Origin of the sequence: Acidovorax sp. HMWF029, assembly GCF_003060895.1 — a bacterium.
Classification (GTDB): Bacteria; Pseudomonadota; Gammaproteobacteria; order Burkholderiales; family Burkholderiaceae_C; genus Acidovorax.
Map to the genome: position 1 here is coordinate 11,272 of NZ_QAIH01000170.1, position 25,359 is coordinate 36,630.

Annotated in this window: 26 protein-coding genes; 13 read left to right on the top strand and 13 right to left on the bottom strand. The window is 64.4% G+C overall.

Annotation, left to right across the window (positions count from 1 at the left end; genetic code table 11):
- Positions 1–31 precede the first annotated feature (31 nt).
- From DBR12_RS23565 to DBR12_RS11905, 3 genes are all read left to right on the top strand, one after another.
- Positions 32–793: an RHS repeat-associated core domain-containing protein gene (locus DBR12_RS23565; RefSeq protein ID WP_369861530.1), complete on the top strand. Its 762-nt coding sequence runs from the start codon at positions 32–34 to the stop codon at positions 791–793.
- Positions 778–1,167 (top strand): hypothetical protein, encoded by a 390-nt coding sequence (locus tag DBR12_RS22010; protein WP_146185524.1) that lies wholly within the window; start codon positions 778–780, stop codon positions 1,165–1,167. Before DBR12_RS23565 ends, DBR12_RS22010 begins: the two co-directional genes overlap by 16 nt.
- Before the next feature lie 329 nt (positions 1,168–1,496).
- Entirely contained in the window at positions 1,497–1,844 is a 348-nt protein-coding gene (locus DBR12_RS11905; protein ID WP_108617430.1) for a hypothetical protein, read from the top strand.
- A gap of 27 nt (positions 1,845–1,871) precedes the next feature.
- On the opposite strand, the gene DBR12_RS22805 is transcribed toward DBR12_RS11905, so the two are convergent.
- Together DBR12_RS22805 and DBR12_RS11915 are read right to left on the bottom strand one after the other, a co-directional pair.
- Positions 1,872–2,153, bottom strand: coding sequence for a hypothetical protein (locus DBR12_RS22805; protein WP_233244411.1), 282 nt, complete (start codon positions 2,151–2,153; stop codon positions 1,872–1,874).
- A gap of 550 nt (positions 2,154–2,703) precedes the next feature.
- Complete coding sequence (locus DBR12_RS11915; RefSeq protein ID WP_108617431.1) at positions 2,704–3,447, bottom strand: zf-TFIIB domain-containing protein; 744 nt, start codon at positions 3,445–3,447, stop codon at positions 2,704–2,706.
- Between the two features lie 130 nt (positions 3,448–3,577).
- Between DBR12_RS11915 and DBR12_RS11920 the strand changes: the two genes are divergently transcribed.
- From DBR12_RS11920 to DBR12_RS11930, 3 genes are all read left to right on the top strand, one after another.
- A complete protein-coding gene (locus DBR12_RS11920) occupies positions 3,578–4,864 on the top strand; it encodes a solute carrier family 23 protein (protein WP_108617432.1) in 1,287 nt (428 codons plus the stop codon).
- 131 nt (positions 4,865–4,995) lie between these two features.
- A complete protein-coding gene (locus DBR12_RS11925; RefSeq protein WP_108617433.1) occupies positions 4,996–6,528 on the top strand; it encodes an acetyl-CoA hydrolase/transferase family protein in 1,533 nt (510 codons plus the stop codon).
- 153 nt (positions 6,529–6,681) lie between these two features.
- Entirely contained in the window at positions 6,682–7,833 is a 1,152-nt protein-coding gene (locus DBR12_RS11930; protein WP_108617453.1) for an ABC transporter substrate-binding protein, read from the top strand.
- 42 nt (positions 7,834–7,875) lie between these two features.
- On the opposite strand, the gene DBR12_RS11935 is transcribed toward DBR12_RS11930, so the two are convergent.
- Positions 7,876–9,030 (bottom strand): ABC transporter substrate-binding protein, encoded by a 1,155-nt coding sequence (locus DBR12_RS11935; RefSeq protein WP_108617434.1) that lies wholly within the window; start codon positions 9,028–9,030, stop codon positions 7,876–7,878.
- A gap of 174 nt (positions 9,031–9,204) precedes the next feature.
- Between DBR12_RS11935 and DBR12_RS11940 the strand changes: the two genes are divergently transcribed.
- Positions 9,205–9,627, top strand: coding sequence for a hotdog fold thioesterase (locus tag DBR12_RS11940; protein ID WP_108617435.1), 423 nt, complete (start codon positions 9,205–9,207; stop codon positions 9,625–9,627).
- 135 nt (positions 9,628–9,762) lie between these two features.
- Here DBR12_RS11940 and DBR12_RS11945 read toward each other — a convergent pair whose 3' ends face one another.
- Positions 9,763–10,332: a cob(I)yrinic acid a,c-diamide adenosyltransferase gene (locus tag DBR12_RS11945; protein ID WP_108617436.1), complete on the bottom strand. Its 570-nt coding sequence runs from the start codon at positions 10,330–10,332 to the stop codon at positions 9,763–9,765.
- A gap of 228 nt (positions 10,333–10,560) precedes the next feature.
- Here DBR12_RS11945 and DBR12_RS11950 point away from each other — a divergent pair, with 228 nt between their 5' ends.
- Positions 10,561–10,923, top strand: a complete 363-nt coding sequence (locus DBR12_RS11950; RefSeq protein WP_108617454.1) for an EF-hand domain-containing protein — start codon at positions 10,561–10,563, stop codon at positions 10,921–10,923.
- A 135-nt stretch (positions 10,924–11,058) separates the two neighbouring features.
- Here DBR12_RS11950 and DBR12_RS11955 read toward each other — a convergent pair whose 3' ends face one another.
- The 5 genes from DBR12_RS11955 to DBR12_RS11975 all read right to left on the bottom strand — a co-directional run bounded on the left by DBR12_RS11955 (position 11,059) and on the right by DBR12_RS11975 (position 14,893).
- Positions 11,059–11,868, bottom strand: a complete 810-nt coding sequence (locus tag DBR12_RS11955; protein ID WP_304529314.1) for an amino acid ABC transporter ATP-binding protein — start codon at positions 11,866–11,868, stop codon at positions 11,059–11,061.
- The gene (locus DBR12_RS11960; protein ID WP_108617437.1) at positions 11,852–12,505 is read right to left on the bottom strand and encodes an amino acid ABC transporter permease; all 654 of its coding nucleotides are present in this window, start codon (positions 12,503–12,505) and stop codon (positions 11,852–11,854) included. Before DBR12_RS11960 ends, DBR12_RS11955 begins: the two co-directional genes overlap by 17 nt.
- A gap of 3 nt (positions 12,506–12,508) precedes the next feature.
- Entirely contained in the window at positions 12,509–13,183 is a 675-nt protein-coding gene (locus DBR12_RS11965) for an amino acid ABC transporter permease (protein ID WP_108617438.1), read from the bottom strand.
- A gap of 73 nt (positions 13,184–13,256) precedes the next feature.
- A complete protein-coding gene (locus DBR12_RS11970; protein ID WP_108617439.1) occupies positions 13,257–14,078 on the bottom strand; it encodes a transporter substrate-binding domain-containing protein in 822 nt (273 codons plus the stop codon).
- Positions 14,075–14,893 carry a GntR family transcriptional regulator gene (locus tag DBR12_RS11975; RefSeq protein ID WP_108617440.1) on the bottom strand — a complete coding sequence of 273 codons (819 nt, stop codon included), beginning with the start codon at positions 14,891–14,893 and terminating at the stop codon, positions 14,075–14,077. The genes DBR12_RS11970 and DBR12_RS11975 overlap by 4 nt, the downstream gene beginning before the upstream one ends.
- A gap of 188 nt (positions 14,894–15,081) precedes the next feature.
- On the opposite strand from DBR12_RS11975, the gene DBR12_RS11980 reads away from it, so the two are divergent.
- The 3 genes from DBR12_RS11980 to DBR12_RS11990 all read left to right on the top strand — a co-directional run bounded on the left by DBR12_RS11980 (position 15,082) and on the right by DBR12_RS11990 (position 17,938).
- Positions 15,082–16,506 carry an FAD-binding oxidoreductase gene (locus DBR12_RS11980; RefSeq protein ID WP_108617441.1) on the top strand — a complete coding sequence of 475 codons (1,425 nt, stop codon included), beginning with the start codon at positions 15,082–15,084 and terminating at the stop codon, positions 16,504–16,506.
- Positions 16,507–16,740: 234 nt separating this feature from the next.
- Positions 16,741–17,109: a DUF1801 domain-containing protein gene (locus DBR12_RS11985; protein WP_108617442.1), complete on the top strand. Its 369-nt coding sequence runs from the start codon at positions 16,741–16,743 to the stop codon at positions 17,107–17,109.
- Positions 17,110–17,197: 88 nt separating this feature from the next.
- Complete coding sequence (locus tag DBR12_RS11990) at positions 17,198–17,938, top strand: metallophosphoesterase (protein ID WP_108617443.1); 741 nt, start codon at positions 17,198–17,200, stop codon at positions 17,936–17,938.
- Positions 17,939–17,952: 14 nt separating this feature from the next.
- Here DBR12_RS11990 and DBR12_RS11995 read toward each other — a convergent pair whose 3' ends face one another.
- Entirely contained in the window at positions 17,953–18,297 is a 345-nt protein-coding gene (locus DBR12_RS11995) for an antibiotic biosynthesis monooxygenase (protein WP_108617444.1), read from the bottom strand.
- Complete coding sequence (locus DBR12_RS12000) at positions 18,294–18,638, bottom strand: NIPSNAP family protein (RefSeq protein ID WP_108617445.1); 345 nt, start codon at positions 18,636–18,638, stop codon at positions 18,294–18,296. Before DBR12_RS12000 ends, DBR12_RS11995 begins: the two co-directional genes overlap by 4 nt.
- Before the next feature lie 78 nt (positions 18,639–18,716).
- On the opposite strand from DBR12_RS12000, the gene DBR12_RS12005 reads away from it, so the two are divergent.
- Positions 18,717–19,445, top strand: coding sequence for a helix-turn-helix transcriptional regulator (locus DBR12_RS12005; RefSeq protein WP_108617446.1), 729 nt, complete (start codon positions 18,717–18,719; stop codon positions 19,443–19,445).
- Positions 19,446–19,549: 104 nt separating this feature from the next.
- Here the strand turns inward: DBR12_RS12005 and DBR12_RS12010 are convergent, their stop codons facing one another.
- Positions 19,550–21,136 carry an ABC transporter substrate-binding protein gene (locus DBR12_RS12010; RefSeq protein ID WP_108617447.1) on the bottom strand — a complete coding sequence of 529 codons (1,587 nt, stop codon included), beginning with the start codon at positions 21,134–21,136 and terminating at the stop codon, positions 19,550–19,552.
- A 389-nt stretch (positions 21,137–21,525) separates the two neighbouring features.
- On the opposite strand from DBR12_RS12010, the gene DBR12_RS12015 reads away from it, so the two are divergent.
- Positions 21,526–23,760 (top strand): NADP-dependent isocitrate dehydrogenase, encoded by a 2,235-nt coding sequence (locus DBR12_RS12015; protein WP_108617448.1) that lies wholly within the window; start codon positions 21,526–21,528, stop codon positions 23,758–23,760.
- Between the two features lie 238 nt (positions 23,761–23,998).
- Here DBR12_RS12015 and DBR12_RS12020 read toward each other — a convergent pair.
- Positions 23,999–25,359: hypothetical protein (locus DBR12_RS12020; RefSeq protein ID WP_108617456.1), on the bottom strand; the 1,361-nt coding region annotated here is incomplete at its 5' end.

Genomic DNA, 25,359 nt, shown 5'->3' on the forward strand with positions numbered 1-25,359 from the left:
GCCCCGCAAACTCACCCAGCCCGACGGCCAGGTGGCCTGGCAATGGGCGTACAGTGCGTTCGGCGACGAACAGCCCACGATTGGGGCCAAGCGATTCACCAGCGAGACCACCACCCCCACCACGGGCGCCACCAGCATCCCGGAAGTCACGTTCAACCTGCGCTACCCGGGGCAATACTTTGACCCCGAGACCAAGCTGCACTACAACTACTTCCGCACGTACGCGCCGGGCACGGGGCGGTATACGCAGGGGGATCCGATTGGGTTGGATGGGGGGTGGAATCGGTTTGCCTATGTGAGCTCGGACCCTCTCAGTCGATCTGATCCCCTTGGATTGCAAGAGAGAAGGGGCGGGGGGCTGCCTCCAACCTGGGATCCTACAAATAATCTCAATCCAGCTTATCTAAGGTACAACAACTGTTACTCGTATGCGTTGAATAGATCCGGCAGAGAAGGAAGTGCTTTCTGGGGCGCAGGAGGGCTTGAGCCTGGAGAGATTTCAGGGCGGAAATTTGGATCTGTGACCTGTGAAGATATTCTGGATGCTGCTCGTCGGGATGGAGCAGTTAATCTAGAAAATGGCACCGTCTGTCCTACGGGATACCATACTTCGGAACTCTTTGTTCGGCCGCGACGCTGGAATAGTTCTCCGGATTATCATTGGTACAGGCAGGACATTGACGGGAACTGGTCCGATAAAATTGGGGCAGGACGGATAAATAATCTTGGAAAGAACCCGGCCCCTCCATCTGGATATCCAGAACAATGCGGAAAAATATGTTTACCAAACTGAAGCCAATTATCTTGCTGCTGATCTCTGGCGCCGCGTCAGCTCAGACGGCGCCTGTGGAGTTTAAGGATCCAGATTCCATAAGATCATGGTTTTCTGGTGCTTACCCAAGCTATGAAATTGAGCGAAAAAAAATCGCTGTAGGCTCCGAATTTGGAGAAATTATTTCAATCTATGGAATGCGTGGCTCTGGGGTGGTGAGGGTCGATGGATGGTTCTATGCCTGTGCCGATAAAGGATGGTGTGAACTCCTTTTGACGGTGCCACTGGGTGAAGCAAAAGAAATTAAGTCCAAGCCGTTAGTTGATTACTCCAAAGATGGGGTAGTCATTAAAATTGGAAAAAGAGAGATTGCGCGCATAAGTACAAAAAAATAGGTGTAAATCTGCCATCTACAGTTACGTAGGCGGCTCACCTCTTGATGATGTTGATCCGGAGGGCTTGCAGCGTCGCGGCGGTGCGAATCCCCGGCAGTTCATCACCATCCCTTCGAATCAGCGAGGTAGCTGGAGTCGCGGTCAGTTCCACCCAGCGCTTGGGTCCGTGGAATTTCGATCGATCCGGGGCAAGCAACGGGGTCAGGTCTCAATACTGTTCAGCAACGGGGTCAGGTCTTGCCTTTTGCCTAAATCACAGAATCCAGGATTCAAACTGAAGTGCAACCCGCCCCACGCATGCCTGCTTGTAGTTGCCTCAGACTACTAAATTGATAGCTGCCAACGCATACCCATCAGGCGGAAACGCCCAATTTGGCTCCAAACCCAGCAAGGCCAACCGCCTGCTGGGCTTTGAGCAGCCCGCTGCCGGTGGATGCAACAGCGCCGCAGGCAAACCCGCCAGCACCAAGAACCTGAACAACCTGCTAGCCGATGACGACAAGGACACCCAGGGCGAACAGCTCGGCCTTATCCAGCAACTGCTCAACTTCTTCTTCAGCAAACTCTGGAGCCCCGCCACCAGCGATGCCGAGAAGCTGGGCTGGACCTTCAGGTATTCGAGGCGCTGCTCAACCCGCGCTGCGCGGCAAGGCCTTGCGCTTGAGCGCGCGCACTGAGCCATGACACCACAGGGTGTACCGGCCTCAGCCGTTCGCTGAAGCAGTGGTTTGTTCAAACACAAACCCCAGAGCGCGGATCTCGTCCTCGCTCATGTGCACCTCTATCAGCTCTGGCTGCCTCGCTTCGACTGCGCGGCGGCGCTCGAAGCTGGTGGGGGGGCCGTTGTCGATCTGGCGGCGATCTTTGCCGCTGCGTCGCTCCACGCCTTTTCTGTGTTCGACGGTCATGCTGCTGGTGGGTTGATTGGGATGAATGTTTGGATGTGTTTTGGAGACTCCCCTTTGCGCCATTTGGCTGAACCCCATGCATCGCCTTGTCGTTTATTGGCTGCCTGCAACGGATCGGGAAGTGCGATTTGAAAGATACCTCTGCACAACCCCTGTGAGAAGGAGGCATGACATTTGTTGACGATCTGCGCCGACGGAACGTGTCAAAGATGTGAAGGTAGCTGTTGCATCCCGAAGCGGAGAATTCAAGCCGAAGTGCAGCCCGCCCCGCATGTGCGGGCCTGCAGCGTAGATGCCCAACGCTCCTGAATTGATAGCTATCAGCGCTTACCCATCAGGCGGGAACGCCCAATTTGGCTCCAAACCCAGCAAGGCCAGCGCGGTTGCGGGGCCGCCAGCGCATCCAGTCTCACGCGCCCTGGTGCTGACCGGTCCCGGCTTGCATGCCAGGCTCTGGTGCCCACTAGGAGCCTGTCGGACTTGGAAATCGTCGGCTGCAAATTGACCGCAGCGGTCCATTTTTCACCGTCTTTTTGCCCCATAGCCCGGCTATGGGGCTGCAAATCCGGCAAAAACTGTCCTCGCTGGGGCCAATTTTCGCTTTCGACGCTCCAAGTCCGACAGGCTCCTAGTCTTTCACCAACGCCCACACCAGCGCCACGCCCGCGGCCACCAGGTCGCCGGTGAATGAGCTGTCGCTCGCATCATCGGCACTGGTGAATGCACGCTTTTGCCGCTCGCGCTCGGCGCGACTGCGGTCGCGTTCCAGGGCCACCAGGGCGTCGCCGATGTCTACCGGGGTGGCGGGGTGGGCAGCGCGCTGGCTGCTGGCCTTGGCGTAGCCCTCCATGGCGCGCACCACGGCGTCGGGGTCGATGAGGGAGAACGCGGCTCGGCAGTAGGGGCAGGCGTGGTCCTTGCGGATGTCCACGGGGGCGCCGCAGCTGGTGCAGTAGATGGCGCCCACGCGTTTGGCCAGGTCGTCGATCTCGGGGCGCGTCATGTGGCGCACAAAGCCTTTTTCGACCATGAAGGACGAGAAAGTGCTGAAGCGGCCATGCTGGCGCCCGCAGCGGTAGATCATGTAGCGGCCGCTGCGCACCACGTCAAAACCCTTGGCCAGCGTGGTGTTGCAGCGTGGGCAGGCCATGCTGTCGGCCAGGGGCTGGTGCTGGTCGGTGCGGTGCTCGTGCAGCAGGCGGAACAGCTCGACCACCGACTGGGGCGTGAGCTTGAGGTTTTCGTGCCTGTCAAACCACAGGCCCTGGCAGGCAAAACAGATGTCCAGCTCCAGCGAGTGCCCCTGGTTGCTGGTGAAGCGGTGGGCCTGCATGGGCTGGCGGCAGGAGGGGCAAGACGGCAGAGGGTGCATGGCAGCAGTGCCTTTAGTGGGCGGGGCGGGGGTTGGCCCAAATCCTAACCCGGCGCGGCAGCACGGCCTCGCCAGCCAGTGCCCCTTGGCGGCGGTAGCATTCGCGCCTCAACAACAAGGAACCAACAAGATGGGATTCATGAACTGGCGCGCAAAAAGCGCCGATGTGCTGCAACAAGGCGGGGTGATTGCGCCCGATGAGCGGCTGCCCTGGCCGCAGACGGCGGTGATGGGGGTGCAGCATGTGATTGCGATGTTTGGCGCCACGGTGCTGGCGCCGATCCTGATGGGCTTTGACCCGAACGTGGCGATTTTGATGAGCGGCATCGGCACGCTGATCTTCTTCCTGGTCACGGGCGGCAAGGTGCCGAGCTACCTGGGGTCGAGCTTTGCGTTTATTGGCGTGGTGATTGCGGCCACGGGCTATGCGGGCCAGGGGCCCAATGCCAACATTGGCGTGGCGCTGGGCGGCATCATCGCCTGCGGCTTGCTCTACACGCTGATTGGCGCGCTGGTGCAGGCGGTGGGCACGGGCTGGATCGAGCGCTTCATGCCGCCCGTGGTGACGGGCTCGGTGGTGGCGGTGATCGGCCTGAACCTGGCGGGCATCCCCATCAAGAACATGGCGGCCAGCAACTTTGACAGCTGGATGCAGCTGGTGACTTTTGTGAGCGTGGGCCTGGTGGCCGTGCTCACGCGCGGCATGGTGCAGCGCCTCTTGATTTTGGTGGGGCTGATTGTGGCGAGCATCATCTATGCGGTGCTGACCAACGGCCTGGACATGGGCAAGCCGATGGACCTGTCCGCGCTGGCCAACGCGGCATGGTTTGGTTTGCCCAACTTTGCCGCGCCGGTGTTCGAGGCCAATGCCATGCTGCTGATTGCGCCTGTGGCCATCATTCTGGTGGCCGAGAACCTGGGCCACATCAAGGCCGTGACGGCCATGACGGGCCAGGACCTGGACCGCTACATGGGCCGCGCGTTCATTGGCGACGGCGTGGCCACCATGGTCAGTGGCGGCGCGGGCGGCACGGGTGTGACGACCTATGCCGAGAACATTGGCGTGATGGCGGCGACCAAGATCTATTCCACCGCCGTGTTTTTGCTGGCGGGCGTGTTTGCGCTGGTGCTGGGTTTTTCCCCCAAGTTCGGCGCGCTGATCCAGACGATTCCGCTGCCGGTGATGGGCGGCGTGTCCATCGTGGTGTTTGGCCTGATTGCGGTGGCGGGGGCCAAGATCTGGGTGGACAACAAGGTGGATTTTTCGCAGAACAAGAACCTCATCGTCGCGGCCATCACCCTCATCCTGGGCACGGGCGACTTCACGCTCAAGTTCGGCCAGTTTGCGCTGGGCGGCATCGGCACGGCCACGTTTGGGGCGATCCTGCTGTATGCCTTGCTCAACCGGAAGGGCTGAGTCGAAATGGCCGAGCAAATTTTTAAGGGTTAACCCTTAATTTGTAATCAACAAACGCTAGCATCCTGGCTTTGTTCCGGGCCGTCCGCCTGCGAGGCGCACGGCCCTTTTCTTTTTGCGGAGCCTGTTCCATGTCCCTGGCCGATCGGGTGCTGTACCCCGACTTTCTCTCCCGCACGATGTCTGCCGACGAGGCGGCCGCGTTGATTCCTGCCGGTGCCCATGTGGGCATGAGCGGCTTTACCGGCGCAGGCTACCCCAAGGCCGTGCCCGGCGCGCTGGCCCGCCGCATCGAGAGCCTGAACGCGCAGGGCCATGGCTTCAAGATCGGCCTGTGGACGGGCGCCAGCACCGCGCCCGAGCTGGACGGCGCGCTGGCCCAGGTGGACGGCATCGAGATGCGCCTGCCGTATCAGTCCGACCCCACGGTGCGCCGCCAGATCAATGCGGGCCACATGCAGTACGTGGATATTCACCTGTCGCACGTGGCGCAGTTTGTGTGGTTCGGCTTTCTGGGCAAGCTCGATGTGGCCGTGGTGGAGGTGGCGGGCGTGCTGCCCGACGGGCGGCTGATCCCCTCGTCATCCGTGGGCAACAACAAGACCTGGCTGGACCAGGCCGACAAGATCATTCTGGAAGTGAATGCCTGGCACAACCCGCAGCTCGAAGGCATGCACGACATCTACTACGGCACCGATGTGCCGCCGCATCGCAAACCCATCCCCATGACGCGGCCCGATGAGCGCATTGGCGAGCCGTATTTGCGCTGCGACCCGAGCAAGGTGATTGCGGTGGTGGTGACCAACCAGCCCGACCGCAACAGCGTCTATGCAGCACCCGACGACACGTCCAATCGCATCGCGGGCCACATCATCGAGTTCTTGCAGCATGAGGTAAAAAAGGGCCGCCTGCCCCAAGACCTGCTGCCCCTGCAGTCGGGCGTGGGCAACATCGCCAACGCGGTGCTGGCGGGGCTGAACAACGGGCCGTTCGAGAACCTCACGGCCTACACCGAGGTGCTGCAGGACGGCATGCTGGACATGCTGCGCTCGGGCAAGCTCGCAAGCGCATCGGCCACGGCGCTGTCGCTGAGCCCAGCCGCCATGCAGGATTTCAATGACCGCATCGATTACTACAAGCAGCGCATCGTGCTGCGCCCGCAGGAGATCAGCAACCACCCCGAGCTGATCCGGCGCATGGGCCTGATCGCCATGAACGGCATGATCGAGGCCGACATCTACGGCAACGTGAACAGCACGCACATCATGGGCTCGGCCATCATGAACGGCATCGGCGGCTCGGGCGACTTTGCGCGCAATGCCTACCTGTCGATCTTCATGACGCCATCGCTGGCCAAGAACGGCAGCATCTCGTGCATCGTGCCCATGGTCTCGCATGTGGACCACACCGAGCACGATGTGCAGATCCTCGTCACCGAGCAAGGCCTGGCCGACCTGCGCGGGCACTCGCCCACGCAGCGCGCCGAGATCATCATCGACCGCTGCGCACACCCGGACTTCCGCCCCGCCCTGCACGACTACGTGGCCCGCGCCAAAAAAAGCGCCGTGGGCCAGCACACGCCGCACCTGCTGAACGAGGCGCTGTCGTGGCACCAGCGGTATGTGGACACGGGCAGCATGCGCGCGCCCGCCAACCCGGCGTAAACGGCTCCACCGGCCCGCAGGCCTTTGACAGCCAATTGCCAGCCTGGGTAGATAAGATCAGGGTTAACCCTAGGCCCAACAACCTGCCCTGTCCCACCTCTACCAGCCCCTGCCCGGGGCTGGTGGCCTTTTTTGTCTGCCCGTTTTTTCACCATGCAACGCCGTCAATTCACCCAATCCCTCGTGGCCGCCAGCACCGGCCTGCTGCTTGCCAACTCGTCGCGCGCCGTGGGCGTGCAAGACCCCATGGATGCCAAGAGCGTGACCATTGGCTGCTCACTGGGCACCAGCGGTGCGCTGGCCAGCCTGGGCAAAGAGCTCAAGCAAGGGCTGGATGCGGGCATTGCGCAGGCCAACGCCAAGGGCATCCATGGCCGTGAGATCAAGCTGCTGGCCATGGACGATGGCTACGACGCTGCGCGCTCGGAAGACAACGTGCGCAAGCTGATCGCCGACAGCAACGTGGTGGCCCTGCTGTCGTGCATGGGCACGGCCAACAACCAGCGCATCCTGCCACTGGCGGACGAGGCCCAGATCCCCTACGTGGCACCCCAGAGTGGTGCCTCGTCGCTGCGCAAGGCCGAATACCGCTCGGTGTTCCACGTGCGCGCCAGCTACACCGATGAGGCCCAGCGCCTCACGCAGAAGCTGGTGGCCATGGGCATCTCCGACCTGGCCATCGTCTACCAGGACACGGCCTTTGGCCGCGAGTTTCTGGCCGATGTGAACAACGCTCTCAAGGCCGCCAAGCAGCCAGCGCCCAAGGCTTTCAAGCTGGACGCACAAGGCGCGCAGACTGCGGAGGTGGTCAAGCAGGCCGTAGCCGCCAAGCCCAACACGGTGCTGCTGGGCACGGCGGGCGACATCACGGCCACACTGGTCAATGAATTCAAGAAGGTTTCGCCCAGCACGCCCCTGGCCGCCACCAGCGTGGCGCTGTCGGGCGACAACCTGCGCCAGCTGGGCGGCAAGGCATCGGGCATTGCGCTGTCGATGGTGCTCCCCGACTCAGGCCGCACCAGCGTGGCCCTGGTGCGCGACTACCAGAAAGCCATGCGGGCGCTGGGGTTCCAGGAGTTCTCGTCGCGCAGTTTTGAAGGCTATGTGAACGCCCGCGTGCTGACCGAGGGCCTGGAGCGCGCTGGCCGCGACCTGACCCGCGCCCGGCTGCGCAATGCGCTCGCGGGCATCCGCAGCAATGATCTGGGCGGCCTGTCCATCGACTACGCAGGCGGCGCGCCCTATGTGGGATCGCGTTTTCTGGACCTGGGCGTGCTGGGCGCCAATGGCCGCTTTATCGGCTGACCCTGTGCCATGCCCGCCGCCAGGCGGGCCACGGCTGCGGCATCAGCCCAGGAAGCGGCCCGCGCCGTTGAGGACCCCGAGGTCGATGAAGCGCGAGCCCACATAGGGCGACTGGCCGCTGTAATCGACCACGAAGCCGCCCATGTCCCAGTTGCGGATGCCCGCGAGCGCATTGCGCAGCTTGGCGCGGCTGGGGTCCGAGCCCGCACGCTCCAGGCCCTCGGCCAGCACGCGCATGTTGACGTAGGCCTCCAGGCTGCCCAGCGTGAAGTCCTGCTGGCCTTTGGAGCGCATGGCTGCCTGGTAGTCGCGCACCAGCTGGGTCTTGGCGCGGTTGGGGTCGGGCATGACCATGGTCACAGCAATGCCGCTGCCTGCGTCGCCCAGCTGCTTGAGGCCGTCGCTGGTCAGCGTCACGCTCACGCCCGCCATCAGCACGCCCGGCACGGTTTTCTTGATGCCACGCACCAGTTCCACCGAGGCCGCACCCGCCGTGGCCAGCAGCACGGCTGCGGGGCGGGCCTCGGCCACCTTGGCCAGTACGTCGGCCAAGTTCTTGCCGTCGGTGGCCAATGCGGCCTGCACCGAGGGCTTGATGTTCTGCTCGGCCAGCGAACGCGTGGCGTCTTCCAGCATCTCGCGGCCATAGCCGTTGTCCAGGTACACCACGCCGATGCCCTTGAGCCCCATGCCCGCCAGGCGCTGCACCAGACGGCGCACTTCGTCGGTGTAGCTGGCGCGCACATGGAACACGTTGCGCCCGCCCTTGCGCAGCGACGACGCGCCGGTGAGCGGCGCCACGTAAGGGATGCCCGCCTCTTCGATCAGCGGCAGGATGGCCGTGTTGTTGGGTGTGCCCACGCACGACAGCAGCGCGAAGGCGCTGCCCTGGCCGATCATCTGCTTGATGTTTTCGGTGGTGCGCTGGGGCACGTAGCCGTCGTCCACCATGTTGAACTGCAGCGTGCGGCCGTGCACGCCGCCCCGGCCGTTGATGTGCGCGAGCGCCGCTTCGGCGCCCTGCTTGATGTCCTGCCCAAAACCCGCCAGCGGGCCGCTGAGCGCGGCAGAGCAGCCGATGGTCAGCGTCTTGCCGGTGATGCCGCCCTCTTGCGCCCATGCGTTGCGCATGAAGACGGGGGCAGCCAGGACGGCCGTGGTGTGGGAGGCAAGGGTGACAAACTGGCGACGCTGCATGATGGGAAACCAACTCCGGGAAAAAGCACAATGCACAACCCGGGCATGCAGATGAAACACTCACTGCACGCTGACCCGGCAAGCCGCCGACCCCCGGGGGAACCCGGCATTTTATGGAACCGAAGCGCGGCTCAGTAGTGTGCCGCCTCTACCCCGTCCCTTTTCGAGACCACCATGCCCATCTGGAAAAAGCCCGCCAGCCTTGCTGAATTCAACGCCGCCAACCACAACACCGCCGCCCAGCACCTGGGCATAGAGATCACCGAGCTGGGGGATGACTTCGTGCGTGGCCGCGTGCCGGTGGACCACCGCACCAAACAGCCTTTCGGCCTGCTGCACGGCGGCGTGAGCGTGGTGCTGGCCGAGTCTCTGGGTTCGATTGGCGCCTACTACGCCAGCCCCGAGGGCCACAGTGCCGTGGGCCTGGACATCAATGCCAACCACCTGCGCTCGGCCACCAGCGGCTGGGTCACGGGCACGGCACGGCCGGTGCACATCGGGCGCAGCACACAGGTGTGGCAGATCGACATGGTGAACGAGGACGGCGAGCTGACCTGTGTGTCGCGGCTCACTATGGCGATCCTTGCGCCGAGGTAGTGGACTTCCCCCTGAGCGGCTGCGGGGCGGCCCTTGCGCGGCGGTCCTGACCTGAGTCGCGCCCGTTTCAAACGACTGGTGGAAATTTGAGTGAAATTGGCCGCCTCCGCGCGACCATCATGCGTTTATAGCTATCTATTCAGTAGCATTCTGCTGCGCCAGGCGCTCGCTTTTCCAGTACACATCATCACCGCCGTCCATGCGGTTGAGCACGCGGGCCAGCACGAACATCAGGTCGGACAGGCGGTTGAGGTACTGGCGGGGCGCGTCGTTGATGGCTTCTTCGTTGCCCAGCGCCACCACCATGCGCTCAGCCCGGCGCGCGACGGTGCGGCAGACATGGGCCTGCGCGGCGGCGCGGGTGCCTGCGGGCAGGATGAACTCCTGCAGGCGCGGCAGCGCGGCATTGTGGTGCGCCAATGCCTCATCCAGCGCCAAGACAGCGTCGGCCTTGAGCAGTTCGTAGCCCGGGATCGACAGCTCGCCCCCCAGGTTGAACAACTGGTGCTGCACCTCCACCAGCAGGGTGCGGACTGCGTCGGGCAGCGGCTCGCACAGCAACAGGCCGATGTGCGAATTGAGTTCGTCCACATCGCCCATGGCGTGGATGCGCAAGCTGTTCTTGGAGACGCGCTGGTTGTTGCCCAGGCCGGTGGTGCCAGCGTCGCCGGTGCGCGTGGCGATCTGAGTGAGTCGGTTGCCCATGGGGTGCCTTGGTGAAAAGGAAGAAGGAGAAACCAGTGATTCTCCGCCAGTCGCCTGCGGCGGTGCATCTTGATACGCCCTGGCCACACAACAACACAAAGCGGGCCCGCGCCGTTACACCGCGCAGGCAAATGTTGGCCCAGGCAACAGCAGGCAAGAGTGCTGGCGTGTGCGGGCTGGCTGCGGTGCAATGAAACCCTGTTCAACTTCGAAGGAGCTTCGCTTCCCATGAAAGCACTGCAACGACGCACTTATTCGTTCGACACCCGCAGCGTGATGCTTTTTGCGGCCCTCTCCCTGGGCGGCCTGGGTGCATTGCACGCACAGCCTGCTGCATCTTCGCCTCCCGCTCAGTTCGGCCCAATGAGCAAGGACACCGCCCAGGAGGGCTCCGGCTTCACTGTCGGGCCCAACAGCAACCCGTCCACGGCTGCAGCCGCCTTTGACCGGGCGGACACCAACAAGGACGGTCAGCTGAGCCCGCAAGAAGCGGCCACACTGCCTGCCATCGGCCAGCGTTTCAACGAGTTGGATACCGACAAGAACGGGTCGCTGTCCCGCGCCGAGTTCCACAAGGGCCTGCAATCCTGATCCTTCAACCCCAAAGCCCGCCCTGATCCACGGACCAGAGAGGACGCAACTACCAGTCCACAAGGCCTGCCCGCGTTGGAACTCCAGGGCGCGGGCAGGCCCTTGTGCGTGCGAGACACTGACGATGCATACCAGTCAGTCGTGCAGCGACGACAAAAACTGCTGCAGCTCAGGCGTCTGGGGGTTGCCAAACAGCTCGGCGGGTGCGCCCGTTTCATGCACACGCCCCTGGTGCATGAAGATCACGCGGTCGCTCACCTTGCGGGCAAACGCCATTTCGTGCGTGACCATCATCAGCGTCATGCCCTCTAGCGCGAGCGACTCCACTACGCGCAGCACTTCACCCACGAGTTCCGGGTCCAGCGCCGAGGTGATCTCGTCGCACAGCAGCACCTGGGGCTCCATGGCCAGCGCGCGCGCAATGGCCACGCGCTGCTGCTGGCCACCCGAAAGCTGGTCGGGCATGGCGTCAAACTTTTCAGCCAGGCCCACGCGTTCGAGCAGCTTGCGCGCCTGAGTTTCCGCCGTCTTGGCATCCCGCGCCTTCACCAGCGTGGGCGCCAGCATGATGTTGCGGCCCACGGAGAGGTGCGGGAACAGGTTGAAGCTTTGAAAGATCATGCCCACCTGCTGGCGCAGCTCGCGCATGGCCGTGGGGCTGTCGTGCATGAGTTTCTTGCCGTTGACGCTCAGGGCGCCTTCCTGAAAAACCTCCAGCCCGTTCACGCAGCGCAGCAGCGTGCTCTTGCCCGAGCCGCTTTTGCCGATGATGGCAATCACCTCGCCGCGCTTCACCTTCAGGTCAATGCCCTTGAGCACTTCGTTGGTGCCATAGGACTTGCGCAGGGCCGTGATGTCCACAATGGGGGGATCGCTCACCACGATACCGTCGTGGGCGGGGGTGGGAGTGGGAGTAGCCGTGGTGGCTTCAGCGGCGGTTGCCATGGAGTTTCCTTTCAAGCGATTGCGCCAGCAGGCTCACGGGGAAGCACAGGGCAAAGTAGAGCAACGCCACGCAGGCGTAGACGAGGAACGGCTGGTAAGTGGCGTTGGAGATCATGCTGCCCGCCTTGGTCAGCTCGACAAAGCCGATGACCGAGGCCAGCGCCGTGCCTTTGATGACCTGCACCAGAAAACCCACCGTGGGCGGCACCGCAATGCGCAGTGCCTGCGGCAGCACCACATGGCGCAACTGCTCGGCGAAGTTCAGCGCCAGGCTTTGTGCGGCCTCCCACTGGCCCTTGGGGATGGAGGCCACGCAGCCGCGCCAGATCTCGGTGAGGTAGGCACTGGTGTAGAGCGTCAGCGCCACGGCGGCGGCGGTCCACGGCGAGGTCTTGATGCCAAACAGCGCAATGCCGAAGTACGCGAGGAACAGCTGCATGAGCAGCGGCGTGCCCTGGAACACCTGCACATAGGCACCGATCAAGCGCTCGGTGCCGCGCACCTTGGACAGGCGCAGCACCAGCAGCAGCAGGCCCACCAAGCCGCCGCCGATGAAGGCGATGAGAGACAACGAGACAGTCCAACGCGCCGCCAGCAGCAGGTTACGCAGGATGTCCCACAGAGAAAACTCCACCATGGCTTATCTCCCCACCAAGAATCGGGCCCCCACCCACATCAGCAGGCGGCGGGTGAGCATGGACAACACCAAGTACACCAGCGTGGCGAGGATGAAGGCCTCGAACGCGCGGAAGGTGTTGCTGGAGATTAGGTTGGCGGCATAGCTCAGCTCAGGCGTGGAGATCTGCCCGCACACGGCCGAGCCCAACATGACGATGATGATCTGGCTGACCATGGCGGGCCACACCTTTTGCAGCGCGGGCGGCAGCACCACGCGGCGGAAGGTCTGGCCGGGCGTGAGCGCCAGACTGTGCGCGGCTTCGATCTGGCCGCGTGGCGTGGCCTCGATGCCAGCGCGGATGATCTCGGCCGAATACGCGCCCAGGTTGATCACCATGGCCAGCACCGACGCGACCTCGGGCGAGAGCTTGAGCCCCAGCGCTGGCAGCCCGAAGAACAGGAAGAACAGCTGCACGATGAAGGGCGTGTTGCGCACCAGCTCCACATAGCTGGCCACCGCCCAGCGCAATGGCAGCGCACGCGGCCCCAGGTTGCGCGCGCGTGCCCACGCACAGGCCGTGCCCAGCAGCAGGCCCAGCACGGTGCCCACGATGGTCAGGCCTATGGTCCAGAGCACGCCGCGCACCAGCAGCGGCCACGAGGAGAGCACGGCAGAAAAATCAAGCGCAATCAGCATGGTGCGAATGCCCCGTGGCGCTTGTCACGCCACGGTCCTGTTCGGTTCTTTCAGCGGGGGACGACAACGGCAATCACAGGGGCAGATCGCCCGCAGGGCGGCCCAGCCACTTGCTGGACATCTTGTCGATGTCGCCCGCCTTCTTGGCCTCGGCAATGATCTCGTTCACGCGCAGACGCAGCTTGTCTTCACCCTTGGCCACGCCGATGAAGTTGGGGCTGTCTTTCAGCAGCAGCTTGTATTCGGTCTGCAGGTTGGGGTTCTTGACCATGATGGTGCCCGCCGTGGAGGCGCTGGTGGCGATGGCCTGCGTCTGGCCCGACACAAAGGCCGAGATGCTGGCGGCATGGTCTTCAAAGCGCTTCACATCCACGCCGGCGGGCGCGACCTTGGCCAGCTCCTGATCTTCCATGGCGCCGCGCGTCACGGCCACCGACTTGCCAGCGAGGTCGGCAAAGCTCTTGATGTTCAGGCTCTTGCTCGCAAACACAGCCTGGAAGAACGGTGCGTAGGCCGCGGTGAAGTCAATCACCTTTTCGCGCTCGGGGTTCTTGCCCAGCGTGGAGATGACGAGGTCGGCTTTTTGCGTTTGCAGGTAGGGGATGCGGTTGGCGCTGGTCACGGGAATCAGCTCGACCTTCACACCCAGCTTGGTGCCGATGTACTGGGCCATTTCCACGTCCAGGCCCTGGGGCTTGAGGTCGGTGCCGACGAAGCCGTAGGGTGGGTAGTCGGTGGGGATGGCGATCTTGATTTCCTTGGCCTTGAGGATGTTGTCCAGCGCGTTCTGTGCGTGCGCAGCGGGCGACAACAGCGCGGCCGACAAGCCGGTGGCAGCCATAAGGCCCAGGGCCAGGCGACGGGTTGAGGATGCGGGGGTGCGGCGGATGGTCATAGCAAGGCTCCTAGGTAGGTGGATGTGTCGGCAGAAGCTGCGTCCTTGTCGGACGCCGGGGGGGTGGAAATCTTGGAAGCGGCGCGGGACCTGCGTGGCCGGGATGGCTTGGCGGTATCCCCTGCCACAGCCGTCGCGGGCGGGCTCTTGCGCACGGGCGCCAGTGCATCGCGCAGCCCGGCCAGCGGGTCGCTGCTGGCCTGCAGGCGCAAGGCCGACTGCACGGTGCCGATGTGCTCCGCCATCAGCGCTTCGGCGCGGGCTATGTCGCCCACCTCCAGCGCCTCGACAATGCGGACATGGTCGTCGCAGGACTGCGCGGCGTCGTGCGACGACTGGTAGAGCATGGCGATCAAGGTGGTGCGCGCAGTGAAGTCGCGCAGCGTGTCGGCCAAGAGGCTGTTGCCCAGGCATTCGGCCAGGCACACGTGAAAGTCACCCAGCAGAAAGCTGCGCATGCCCACATCGGTGCCCGCCAGCGCGGCCTTTTCGCGCTGCAGGTGGCTTTTGAGCTGGCGTACGGCGGCCTTGTCCACCACCTTGAGCTGATGCAGCAGACCCAGCTCGATCACGCGGCGCGCCTCGAAGGCTTCGCGCGCCTCGTCTTCCGAAGGTTCGATCACATACCAGCCGCGCCGCGCACTGACGGTGACGATGCCCCGCGTGGCGAGCCGCGTGAGCGCTTCGCGCACGATGGTGCGGCTGCAATCGAACAACATGGCCAGCTGCTGCTCGCCCAGGCGCGAGCCGGGGGCCAGCTTCTGGGCCATCACGGCTTCGATGATGCGGTTGCTGATCTCGGTGGCGGTGGTCATTGCCGTCCACCGATTGCAGGTTCCGTGCCAACTGGTATACAAGTTGGATGCACCACAGTGGCGCACCACGGCCTCAAATGTGTGCGCTCGGCCCGCGCTGAGCCTCAGGCTTGCACCAGCCTGACCACTGCCGTGGCGCCCGGCAACGGCCAGTGTTATTCTTTTTGACCGCCCCAGGAGACAACACCATGAACGCCCCCACCGCTGCCGCCCACCTGCTGCCTGAGATCAAACTGCGCGATGTGCCGCAGGCCCTCATCGACGCACTGCAGGCCCGCTTTGGCACGCAGTGCTCGCTGGCCCAGGCCGTGCGCGAGCAGCATGGGCGCGACGAAGGGTCGCTGCAGGCCCCGCCACCCAGCGCCGTGGTGTTTGCCGAAAGCACGCAAGACGTGGCCGACGCCGTGAAGCTGGCCAGCCAGTACGAAGTGCCCGTCATCCCCTACGGCGCAGGCTCGTCGCTGGAAGGTCACCTGCTGGCCGTGCAAGGTGGCATCAGCATCGACGTGAGCCGCATGAACCAGGTGCTGAGCATCAACGCCGAAGACCTCACCGTGACCGTGCAACCCGGCATCACGCGCAAGGCGCTCAACGACGCCATCAAGGACACCGGCCTGTTCTTCCCCATCGACCCTGGCGCCGACGCCAGCATTGGCGGCATGTGCGCCACGCGCGCTAGCGGCACCAACGCCGTGCGCTACGGCACCATGCGCGAGAACGTGCTGGCGCTGCAAGTGGTCACCGCCAGCGGCGAGGTCATCCACACCGGCACGCGCGCCAAGAAGAGCAGCGCGGGCTACGACCTCACGCGCCTGATGGTGGGCAGCGAAGGCACGCTGGGCATCATGACCGAGATCACCGTGCGCCTGTACCCCCTGCCTGAGGCCGTGAGCGCCGCCATCTGCTCGTTTCCGAGCATCGAGGCGGCGGTGCGCACCACCATCCAGACCATCCAGATCGGCGTGCCGATTGCGCGCGTGGAACTCATCGACCACCACACCGTGCGCATGGTGAACGCCCACAGCAAGCTCAATCTGCGCGAAGAACCCATGCTGCTCATGGAGTTCCACGGCTCGCCCGCCAGCGTGAAAGAACAGGCCGAGATGGTGCAGGACATCGCCAGCGAATTCGGAGGCCAGGCCTTTGAATGGGCCAGCACGCCCGAAGAGCGCACCCGCCTGTGGACCGCGCGGCACAACGCCTACTTTGCTGCGGTGCAAAGCCGCCCCGGCTGCCGCGCCATCAGTACCGACACCTGCGTGCCCATCAGCCGCCTGGCCGACTGCCTGCTTGAATCGGTGGATGAAGTGGAAGCCAGTGGCATCCCCTACTTCCTCGTCGGCCACGTGGGCGACGGCAACTTCCACTTCGGCTACCTCATCGACCCCCACAGCGCCGAAGAACGCACCAAAGCCGAAGCCATGAACCACACCCTGGTCGCCAGGGCACTCAGCATGGGCGGCACCTGCACGGGCGAGCATGGCGTGGGCATCCACAAGATGGGCTTTTTGCTGGACGAAACAGGCACGGGCGCGGTGGACATGATGCGCGCCATCAAACGGGCGCTGGACCCGAAGAACATCCTGAATCCGGGGAAGATCTTCGCCCTGTAATTGCTATTGTATTTATAGCTACAAACACAATATCATCAGGCGCAGAAGGCCATTTTTTCTCATATTTTTGCAGCGCACGGAGGACCGCTGGATATTCCTGCAACCGGCTCACCACGCTTGGAAGCAGCGGCGTCTCTTCCGCCCCTCAGATTGCGGCGGGCGCCCCCTGCTGCCACCCCGTTGTCAGCAACATCGCCTAAGCTGCGCCCTGTCCGCACCCCTTACACATGCTCCATGGCCACGCGTTCTGTCCCCGCATTGCTTGAAGACATCCGCTTCCTCGGCGAAACCCAGTACGCCATCGTGCAGGCCGTGCGCGCCCTGGTGCTGCAGCCGCCTTTTGAGGAACCTACCGAAGAGGTGAAGTACGGCGGCATTCTGTTTGCCGCGCAGGGGGTGTCGTTCTGCGGCGTGTTCGCCTACCAGGCGCATGTGTCGGTGGAGTTTGGACAGGGTGCGCGCATCAGCGACCCCTTCGGCCACCTGGAGGGCGCGGGCAAGGGACGCAGGCACCTCAAGCTGCGCTCCATCGACGACCTGGCGCACAAGCAGCTGGCGCAGTACCTGCCGCTGGCGCTGGAAGCTGCGCGAGCAAACACATAGGATGAGGACGCTGCTGCGCACTTACAGCAGTCAAGGCGTCAGCGTATCGCCGTGCTGACCCATCAACCACCCACTACACGGCTTTCCCATGCGCATCGCTTTTGTCTCCGACATCCACGGCAACCTCGCGGCCCTTGAAGCCGTGGCAGCGGACATCGCACGCCGGGGCGCCGACCGCGTGGTGAACCTGGGCGATAACCTCTCGGGCCCGCTGCTGCCACGCGAGACGGCGCAGTGGCTCATGGCCTCGGACTGGCTCTCGCTGGCGGGCAACCACGAGCGCCAGGTGCTGCAGCTGCGCCCTGGCCACGGCGGCCCCTCGGACCAGTACGCGCATGCGCAGCTCACCGAGGCCGAGTTTGCCTGGATGCGCAGCCTGACGCACACCCTGCGCCTGGACGAAGACATGCTGCTGTGCCACGGCTCGCCGCGCAGCGACCATGAATACTTGCTCGAAACGCTGGACGGCCCCACGGTGCGCGCCGCCACCCCGGCAGAGATCGACGAGCGCCTGGCGGGTCAATATGCCCCGCTGGTGGCCTGCGGCCACACCCACGTGCCACGCCAGGTGCGGCTGGGTACGGGCATCTTGCTGGTCAACCCCGGCAGCGTGGGCCTGCAGGCCTACGGTGACGACCACCCTGTAGCGCACAAGGTAGAGAACGGCACGCCGGATGCGTGTTACGCCATCGCGGAGCGCACCGCACAAGGCTGGCAGGTGGTGCACCACAGGGTGCCTTACGACCACGAGCCCATGGCAGTGCTGGCGCAAAGGAATGGTCGGCCGGCGTGGGCCCACGCGCTACGCACAGGCCTCATGCCGGTGTGAGGAACCGCGCGCGGTCAGCCATGCACCGCGCGGGAATCGGCAGGCGCCTGCGCCCGGTCGTCCATGCCGTAGTCACGCACCACCGCCGCCACCCGCAGTCGGTAGTCGGCAAACACATGGTCGCGCCCGGCCGCCTGGGTGCTGCGGTGCGCCTCCTGCTGGCGCCAGCGGGCCACGGCCTCCTCGTCGCGCCAGAAGGACAACGACAGCAGCTTGCCAGACTCGCTCAGGCTTTCGAAGCGCTCGATGGAAACAAAGCCGTCGATCTGCGCCAGCAGCGGCTTGAGCGCTGCGGCTGCATCCAGGTAGGCACCGCGCTGGCCCGGCGCGGGCGTCACCTCGAAGATCACCGCCATCATGTTGGGGCGCCCTGCGGGTGGGCGGACAGGCCCAGTGTGCCTTCCACGGCCTGGGTGAAAGTGCGCTCCTCGCGCAGGATGAATCGCTTCTCCTCTGCCAGCGCAAAGTTGGCGCGGCCTTCGGGGTCGGCGCGCAGGCGGGCGCGGTAGGCCTCGTAGGCAGCCAGCGACTCAAAGCCGATGAGCCCCCAGGCCTCGTAGTTGCTGCCCTCGTGCGGCAGAAAATAGCCGATCAGGTGGCCCCCGCAGCGCGGAATGATCTGGCCCCAGCGGCGCGCGTATTCGGCAAACAGCTCGCGCTGGAAGGGGTCGATGTCGTAGCGGATGAAGCAGGTGATCATGGTGTTCAGAAATCATTGGTGGACAGGTCTTCACGATAGGCGGTTGACGTCCTTCAATGGTTCGCCCAAGATCGAACCATGAAAGACGGCCCCCACATCGCGCGCATTGCCGCGCTCATTGGCGACAGCGCGCGCGCCGAAGTCCTCACGGCCCTGATGGCCGACCGCGCACTCACGGCCACCGAACTGGCGGCCGTGGCAGGCGTGACCAAACAGACCATCAGTGCCCACCTTGCCAAGCTGCTCGATGCGGGCCTGCTGAGCGTCGAGCACCAGGGCCGCCACCGCTACTTCCGGCTGGCTGATCGCGATGTGGCGCACCTGCTGGAATCGCTCATGAACGTGGCCTTCCGCGCCGGTGCCGTGCGCCTGCGGTCCAGCCCGCGCGAGCCCGCGTTGCGCCGCGCGCGCATGTGCTACGACCACCTGGCCGGCGAAGTGGGTGTGCAGTTCTACGAAGCCCTGGTGCGCCAGGGGCTGCTGCACGCCACGCCCCTGGGTGCAGCGGTGACGCCCGCAGGCGCGCAGTGGTTTGCCCAGGTGGGCATCGACACCACGGCACTGGCGCAGCAACGGCGCATGCTGTGCCGCCCCTGCCTGGACTGGAGCGAGCGCCGCCACCACCTGGGTGGCGCGCTGGGCGCTGCCTTGCTGCAACGCCTGTTCGACGGCGGATGGGCGCGCCGCGCACAGGGCTCGCGCGTGGTGCACTTCACCGCCAAGGGGGAACTGGCGTTGCGCGATTGGCTGACTGCCAGCCCGGACGCACCACGCGCGGCCACCACCCACGACCCAGCCCGCACGTGAAGACCTTGCGGCACATCATCTCCGCCGCCCACACAGAAATCGTGGGCAGCTACTGTCGGCTGCCGCAAGCCTAGCGCAGAGGGGCTCAGCGCCTCCGGGAAGGCTCAATTCACCTTGATCAGCCGCCAGTCAATACGGTTGTCTGGCCGCTGCACCAGCTCCACGTTTTTCTTCATGGCCCAGGCCAGCATCTGGTTGTGCAGGGGGATGTTGGCCACGGTGTCGTTCTGCAACTGCAGGCCTTCGGTCAGCAGGCGGCTGCGCACGGGCAGGTCGGTCTCGGTTTTCACACGGTCCACGATGTAGTCCATGCGCTCGTTGCTGTAGCGGCCCAGGTTGTAGTTGCCGTCGCCGCCCGTGGTCTTGGTGCGGGTGAGTGACTGCAGGGTGTACAGCGCATCGAACGTGGGAACGCCCCAGCTGAGCAGGGCAATGCTGGCCTCATGCCGCTGGGCCATGGGGTAGTAGGTGACCGAAGGGAGCGTGCGCAGCTTGGCTTTCACGCCCACGCGCGACCACATCGAGGTGATGGCCTGGCACAGCTCCTCGTCCTGGATGATGGCGTTGTTGCTGCAGGCAAAGTCCACCTCGAAGCCGTCCTTGTAGCCTGCCTCGGCCAGCAGCGCCTTGGCTGCGTTGGGGTCGTAGGGCAGGCGCTTGTCCACGGCTTCCGTCCAGCCGTTGACCAGCGGCGACACGATGGCGCCCGTGGGCTTGGACATGCCGCGCATGGTCACGCGCTGCAGCGCGGCACCATCGATGGCCTGGTACAGCGCCTTGCGCACGCGCAGGTCCTTGAGCGGGTTCTTGCCCTTGATGTTGCTGCCCTGCAGCTCGTCGCGGAACTGGTCCATGGCCAGGTAGACGGTGCGGTTCTCCACCATCTCCATGACCTTGAGGTTGGGGTGGGCCTTGAGGCGGCCCAGGTCCTGAATGCTGGTGTCGCGCACCATGTCCACCTCGCCAGACAGCAGTGCAGCGATGCGGGTGGCTTCGGACTTGATGGGGGTGAAGGTGATCTCCGTCACGTTGCCTTCGGTCTTGCCCGCGTTCCACCAGTTGGGGTTGGCCGTGAACACGATCTTCTGATCGGGCACCCATTCCTTGAGCACAAAGGGCCCGGTGCCCATGGCATTGCGGTGCGAGTAGGTCTCGTCCTTGGACTTGATGTCCTTGGGCTCGACCGAGTTGTGTTTTTCGGCCCAGGCCTTGCTCATCACGCGCAGCTCTGTGAGCTGGTTCAGGATCACAGGGTTGGGGTTCTTCAGGAAGATGTCGATGGTCTCGCCGTCCACCTTGGCCACGCGGTCCATGCCCTGGGTGTAGATGGAGTAGGTGGAGGTCCTGCTCATCGCGCGCTGCAGCGAATAGACCACGTCGTCGGCCGTCATGGCCGAACCGTCGCTGAACTTCACGCCCTGGCGCAGCTTGACGCGTAGCTGCGTGGGGCTGACCTGCTGCCACGAGGTGGCCAGCAGCGGCTCGACCTTGAGCGTGCGGCTGTTGAACATCACCAGCGACTCGTACACGGCCGCATGGATGCCGTTGCCCAGGGCACTGTTCTGTGAATGGATATCCATGCTCTGGATATCGGTGGAGCCTGCCCACTTGAACGGTTTTGCCGACACTGCGGGAGCAACGGTTGCCAGGGCCAGGGTGGCGGCCGCAAGCAGGGAACGCTTGAATTGCATGGGGTGTATTCCTTCGTGAAATAGGAGAACCGGCAATATGCAGCAGGTTGGCCCCGACCCCCAAGCCCCTGCAGCACTGATGTGGTGCGCGGCAATCAAGGGCGCGTCACTGCCGATTGCGCAATCCCGGGGACTGCGCTATGAAGCCGTTCTGTAGCGCCTGGCCCACCGGGGCGTCTGTGAGCAGGCCCCGGGCTCCGCAGCCCCGCCAATCGCCCCAAGGTCAAAAAAAATGGACTTGTCTGACGGAAAATTCCACATCATGAGATTCAATTGCAAAAACTGCGCGCAAAGACAGGCCTGAGCAAGGAGAATCGACGAGCATCCGCGTTTGGCCCCGCTGTGACCCAGCCGGGGGCATTTACATACTCTGTTTCGTGAGACAAGCCATGACGACCCAGCAACCCACCATCATCTACACCCTGACCGACGAGGCACCCCGTCTGGCCACGGCTTCCTTCCTGCCCCTGATCCGCACGTTCGCCGCGCCAGCGGGCATCAACGTGGTGGAGTCCGACATCTCGGTGGCCGCCCGCGTGCTGGGTGAGTTTCCCGAGTTCCTGAAGGAAGAGCAGCGCGCCCCCAACACCCTGGCCGAGCTGGGCAAGAAGACGCTGCAGGCCGATGCCAACATCATCAAGCTGCCCAACATCAGCGCATCGGTGGCGCAGCTCAAGGCTGCTGTGGCCGAGCTGCAGTCCAAGGGCTACGCCCTGCCCGACTACCCCGATCAGCCCAAGGACGACAAAGAAAAAGAGATCAAGGCCCGCTACGGCAAGTGCATCGGCTCGGCCGTGAACCCCGTGCTGCGCGAAGGCAACTCAGACCGCCGCGCCCCCAAGGCCGTGAAGGAATACGCACGCAAGAACCCGCACAGCATGGCCGAGTGGAGCCAGGCCTCGCGCTCGCATGTCTCGCACATGCACGCTGGCGACTTCTACCACGGCGAAAAGTCCATGACCCTGGACCGCGCCCGCGACGTGAAGATGGAGCTGATCACCAAGAGCGGCAAGACCATCATCTTGAAGCCCAAGGTCAGCCTGCTCGATCGCGAAGTGATCGACAGCATGTTCATGAGCAAGAAGGCCCTGCTGGCCTTCTACGAAAAGGAAATCGAAGACGCACGCAAGACCGGCGTGATGTTCTCGCTGCACGTGAAGGCCACGATGATGAAGGTGTCGCACCCGATCGTGTTCGGCCACTGCGTGAAGATCTTCTACAAGGACGCATTCGCCAAGCACGCCAAGACCTTTGAAGAGCTGGGCGTGAACGTGAACAACGGCATGGTCGATCTGTACAGCAAGATCGAGACCCTGCCCCAGAGCCAGCGCGACGAGATCAAGCGCGACCTGCACGCCTGCCACGAGAACCGCCCCGAGCTGGCCATGGTCGATTCGGCCAAGGGCATCACCAACTTCCACTCGCCCAACGACATCATCGTGGACGCCTCCATGCCCGCGATGATCCGCAACGGCGGCAAGATGTGGGACGCCAACGGCCGCCTGAAGGACGTGAAGGCCGTGATGCCTGAGTCGACCTTCGCCCGCATCTACCAGGAGATCATCAACTTCTGCAAGTGGCACGGCGCGTTCGACCCCAAGACCATGGGCACGGTGCCCAACGTGGGCCTGATGGCCCAGCAGGCCGAGGAATACGGCAGCCACGACAAAACCTTCGAGATCGCCGAAGACGGCGTGGCCAACATCACCGACCTGGCCACGGGCGAAGTGCTGCTCTCGCAGAACGTGGAGCAAGGCGACATCTGGCGCATGTGCCAGGTCAAGGACGCCGCGATCCGTGACTGGGTGAAGCTGGCCGTGAACCGCGCCCGCAACTCCGGCATGCCCGTGGTGTTCTGGCTCGACTCGTACCGCCCGCACGAAAAGGAACTCATCACCAAGGTGAAGATGTACCTGCACGAGCACAACACCGTCGGCCTGGACATCCAGATCATGAGCCAGGTGCGTGCCATGCGCTACACGCTGGAGCGCGTGATCCGTGGCCTGGACACCATCAGCGCCACCGGCAACATCCTGCGCGACTACCTGACCGATCTGTTCCCCATCATGGAACTGGGCACCTCGGCCAAGATGCTGTCCATCGTGCCTCTGATGGCCGGTGGCGGCATGTATGAAACCGGCGCGGGCGGCTCGGCGCCGAAGCACGTGCAGCAGCTGGTGGAAGAAAACCACCTGCGCTGGGATTCGCTGGGCGAGTTCCTGGCGCTGGCCGTGTCGCTGGAAGACCTGGGCCTGAAGACCGGCAACGCCAAGGCCAAGATCCTGGCCCAGACGCTGGACGCCGCCACGGGCAAGCTGCTGGACAACAACAAGAACCCCAGCCCCAAGACGGGCCAGCTGGACAACCGTGGCAGCCAGTTCTACCTGGCCATGTACTGGGCGCAAGAGCTGGCCGCGCAAACGGCAGATGCCGACCTGGCAGCCAAGTTTGCGCCCCTGGCCAAGCTGCTCACCGCGAACGAACAGAAGATCGTGGACGAGCTGAACGCCGTGCAGGGCCAGCCCACCGACATCGGCGGCTACTACATGCCCGACGTCGCCAAGCTGGACGCCGTGATGCGCCCCAGCAAGACGCTGAACGAGGCGCTCAACACGGTGAAGTAAGCGGTGGCGTGAGCCGCTGGGTTGCTGCGCGCCTGCGCTGGCGGGAGGCGTGCAGCAACTGCGCAAGGGGTGCGCTGGTGGGTTTCAGGCATAAAAATGGCCTCCACCGCGCGACCATCAAGCAGATATAGCTATATATTTAATAGCAATCACATACAAGGGCCCTGCTTAAACGCAGGGCCCTTTTGTTTTGGGTGGCACGGGCGGGGCCGCTGGTGGGCCATTCAGGCCTGTGGCATCACGGCCGGTCGCGGTCCACCACCCGGCTGGCCAGCGGCGCGGGCACATAGGCGGGCAAGAAGGCGCAGCCCTTGCCAAACTCGGCCTCGTAGGCGGGGCATTGCTGGGCGATGCCTGCGGGCGTGGGCTTGGCGCCCTCGCCGTCATTCACCCAGCGCAGCAGCGCCGCCATCAGCGTGGGATAGGTGGGGTCGCTCAGGTAGCTGTGGCCGCTGTGGCGCGTGAAGGTCTGCACCAGCCGCGCGCCGCTGCCCGCTTGGTCCATCGTGGCCTTGAACTGCGCATCCAGCTCGACAAAGGCCGTGGGGTCGTCCACGCCTTTCACGGTGAGCACGGGCACGGGGATCTGGCCGGTCGGGTCCGTGTCTGCGGCAAAGCGCGCCACGGCCTGTGGGTCGGCGCGGTAGCGCAGCACGCCCGCGTTCAGCGCCGCATCGTCCGGTGAGCCCTTGTAGACCGCACCCACATTGCCAAACGGGCTCGCGCCCCCGGTGCGGTGCTGCACCACGTCGCGGTAGTGGAAGGTCGCCCAGTTCATGTGGCCGGGGATGGAGCTGGCCGGGATGCGGATCACATCGACGAGTGTCTGCACCTTGCGCTGCTGCTCGGGCGTGCGCTCGGCTGCGGGCTTGTTCAGCGCCAGGCATTCGTTGATGCGCGCCGCCAGGTCGGCCTGGGTCATCGCGGCGTCGCGCGGCAGGCCGGTGTTCAGCGGGTACTGCGCCTCGGTGGGCCGGGGATGGTTGTTGCAGAGGTACTGGTAGACCACGCGCAGGTCGGTGCGGAAGTCATACGAGCGGCTGCCGCCCGCCAGCACGCCGCTGGTGAGCAGCACGGCGTCGTAAGGGCGTTTGCCATCCGCCGTGCGCTGGAACATCTCGGCCCCCTTGGCCGCCACGCTGGCGCCCCAAGACTGGCCGTGCAAAACGGTGCGCTGTGGCTTGGCCACATGCTGCACAAAGATCTGCCGCAGGCGCTCGGTGTCCTCGGCCGCTGCACGCACTTCCACCCCGCCCTGGCGGAAGGTGCTGCCCGCCCAGGCGTAGCCTGCACGGACCATGATGGACCAGCGTTCAAGGTCTTCGACAGACCGCTCCATCCTGGGCGCACCCAGCGCAGGCCCCCCGTGGGCATGCAGCACCAGGTGGCCGTTCCATTGCTGCGGTAGCGCGATGAGATAGTAGGCACCGGCGGAATCCTTGCCCGAGAGGCAGCGGGCGATGGGTGCCAGGTCCTTGGGGCATGGCGTCGCGGCAGGCGCGAGCTCGGCCACCGCGCGCGGCGGGGTGGCAACCGGCGCGCAAGCGGCCAGTGTGGCAGCCGCCAGGGCTGCAGCTAAGGCCGCAGTCCGGCGTGGGC